General features: G+C 70.0%; 3 protein-coding genes. 1 reads left to right on the top strand and 2 read right to left on the bottom strand.

From position 1 onward, the window contains the following. Window positions 1–379 precede the first annotated feature (379 nt). Window positions 380–799, top strand: coding sequence for a hypothetical protein (locus tag QOZ89_RS46985; RefSeq protein WP_083418919.1), 420 nt, complete (start codon window positions 380–382; stop codon window positions 797–799). A gap of 482 nt (window positions 800–1,281) precedes the next feature. Here QOZ89_RS46985 and QOZ89_RS46980 read toward each other — a convergent pair whose 3' ends face one another. Beyond that, window positions 1,282–2,244, bottom strand: coding sequence for an IS1634 family transposase (locus QOZ89_RS46980; RefSeq protein ID WP_491723705.1), 963 nt, complete (start codon window positions 2,242–2,244; stop codon window positions 1,282–1,284). Continuing rightward, on the bottom strand, window positions 2,160–2,918 hold a 759-nt coding region (locus QOZ89_RS46975), incomplete at its 5' end, for an IS1634 family transposase (RefSeq protein ID WP_312630392.1). The genes QOZ89_RS46975 and QOZ89_RS46980, both read right to left, overlap by 85 nt.

Below are 2,918 nucleotides of genomic sequence, written 5' to 3'. Positions count from 1 at the left end.
GGTGTCACGCGTCGTTCTTGGTGGGCGCGGCGAGGCGGGTCGGCGTCGTCGTGGGTGGGCATGTGCCAGCTGTGATCTTGTGGTGGGTTTCTTGTTGGTGCGCGACGACAGGGTGAGCACGTCGGAAATGGCGACGGCCCTCCCCTGATCACCTTGGCCGGTTCGGGGAGGGCCGTGCGAGGCGCGTGGAGGCGCCGGTGTTCACCGTAGACGTGGATGTGGTTGAGGTCGAACGGCGGTTGGCGGTGGGTGAGCTGGCCTGTCCGGGGTGCGGGAGCGGTCTGGCGGGTTGGGGGTGGGCGCGGGTGCGCCGGGTTCGGGGGTCGAGGGGGAGGTCCGGCCGCGGCGGGGGCGGTGTTCGGGCTGTCTGGCGACGCATGTGCTGCTGCCGGTGACGTGCCTGGCGCGGCGGGCGGACGCGGTGGCGGTGATCGGTGAGGCGGTCGGGCTCGCGGCCGGTGGGCTGGGGGCGCGCCGGGTCGCGGTGGCGGTGGGCCGGGCGCCTGCGACGGTGCGGGGCTGGCTTGGGCGGCTGGCAGGGCGGGCGGTGCGGCTGCGGGCGGCGTTGGCGGTGCGGCTGCGGGCGGTGGCCGTCGACCCCCGGGTTCCGGAGGTCGACGGCGGGTTGCTCGCGGGTCTGGTGGCGCTGGTCGTCGCGGTGCGCGACGCGGCGGCGGGCCGCTGGGCGCTGCCCACGTTGTCGGCGTGGGAGTTGGTGTCGTTCGTGACGGCCGGTGGTCTGCTGTTGCCCGCGTTCCTCCCCGAGGCGATCAACACGAGTCCGCGTCTGGCCGGCTGAGGTCTTCTCCTCGACGGTGTCGATGTTGTGTCGGCACTGTTCCCTGGGTTCCGCGTAATTCGGTTCGCCTAGACCGAAGTTACGGATCGCCAAAGATCAATATCGTCTTTACCTGGAACTTTGGTGTGCGTTGGGCGAGCGGTAGACAGTAAGACGATCAGCTCGCGCCTCGCGGTCTCCCATCGCGGTCCGTGACGGCCTGCGGTTCACGAGGACCACCGCGAACACGGCCAATGCCGGCGTATGCTGCGGAAACGCTGACCACGCGACTACCTTCAGGCGATAGATCGACTACCTTCAGTAACGGTAGCCAGTAGAGCGAATACGGTCCGCCGCAAGTGTGCTGGTCAGGGCGCTGGACTTCATCAAGATCACGCAACTTCGGCCTAGAGTGGCGATCATGGCTGTGACCTGGGCGGACATGCCGATGCACCGCTGTGGGCCGTTTCTCTAGGCTTCGGCGGGGTTCGGGGCGGGTCTAGTCAGGGTTTCGGCGTGCTGAGCTGGTGGATCGTCCGGGGCGGGTCGAGGTGCAGGGCCGCGAACAGGTCGCGGGCGGGCTTGGTCAGTTCGGTGACCTGCTGGAAGGTGCCGGCGGGGCCGGTGAACGTGCCGATGTGGATCCGGTCGAGCTCGCGGCGCATCCGCGTCCAGGTGGTGCCGGTCTCGTTCTCGGCGACGCGGACGAGGAGCAGGGCGAGCCAGCAGAGCAGGACGTGGGCGCGGATCCGCTTTTCGAGCCGGTGGTGGACGGGCCGTAGTTGAAGGACGGTCTTCAGGTCGCGCCAGCCGCGTTCGACCTCGAGCAGCTGCTTGTATCCCAGGGCGATGTCCTGCGCGCTCATCGTGGGGTCGGCGCAGCGCAGCAGGTACTTGCCGTCGAGGTTCTCCTCGGCATTCGCCCTGGCCTTGTCGATGCGCAGCAGCCCGCCGGGGGTGACGCGCAGGAACCGGTTCAGCCCTGGCATCGTCGAGATCTTCCCCCGCAGTTCCGCGCGTTTGTCCCTGCTGAGTTGGTCCGACTCGGCGATGAGGCCTTCGAGCTGGTGGATCAGCTCGGCGCGGATCGCCGCGTCGCGCTGTGCGGCGTCGGGGTTGAAGCAGACGACGAACCGGTCGGTGGCGTCGGGCAGCCGGACTTCCTTGACCTGCAGGTTGTCGGCGACGTGCTGGTAGCGGCCCTGCCGGGAGAGCGCGGCGGTGGCCTCGGCGGAGTCGGACCGCAGCTTCTCGCCGATGATGTAGGCACCGGCCCCAGCCTGGAGGAACCTGCGGTTCTCCTTCGAGGTGAAGCCGCGGTCGGCGACCCAGATAACCCGGCCCAGGCTCCAGTCGCGCATATCCTGCTTGACCTGCCGGATCAGCGCCGAGTCGGCGGTGTTCCCTGGCCAGCACCAGATCCGCACCGGGATCGCCTCGCGGGTGACGGCGAGCCCGACGACGATCTGGGGCAGGTCGTCCCGGCTGTCCTTGGACTTGCCGTGGACCCGGAACCCTCCTTGTCCGGGTCGGCGCTCTGCTCGTCGGTGGCGGGCTCGCCGCGCCAGTCGCGCGGCACGTCGGCGTCGGGATCCTCGGTCTCGAAGTAGGTGGAGGTCGTGTCGAAGAACAGCAGGTCGACCTGGAGGTTGAGCAGGTCCGCGACCTGGAAGTACACCTGCTTCTCGAACTCGCCGCGCACGGCGTGTAGCCAGTCCATCGCCCGGTAGCAGGCGTCGTCGGACACCTCGCCGAGCCCGTCGATGTGCACGTCCTGGCTCATCCACTCGGCGGCGGCCAGCTTCGAGGCCGGGGCGAGTGCCCGGTTCGCGACCAGGGCGAACAGCACCCGCTCCGCCGTGGCCGCGTCACGGGACCGGCCCCGCCCCGACGAGGCGAGCCCGGTCAGGATCTTCTCGATGCCGAGCCGCCGCCAGATCTGGTCGAGCACGTAGGCGCCGCCGTAGGGCCGGGACCCGGTGAACACCAGCCCCGAGCCCGCCTCCGCCGTGGCCGCGAGCGCGTCAGCGGGGTCGAGCAGCCGGCCCAGCGACGCGACGAGGCGGCGGACGGCGTCGGTGTCGAGGCCGTCCTCACGGCCGAAGCTGTACAGGATCCGCGGGACGGACCGTCCCCTGCC

Origin of the sequence: Pseudofrankia coriaricola (assembly GCF_032027725.1) — a bacterium.
Classification (GTDB): Bacteria; Actinomycetota; Actinomycetes; order Frankiales; family Frankiaceae; genus Pseudofrankia.
Note: the sequence above shows the minus strand (reverse complement) of the source record. Positions and strands in the feature narration are given on the sequence as shown.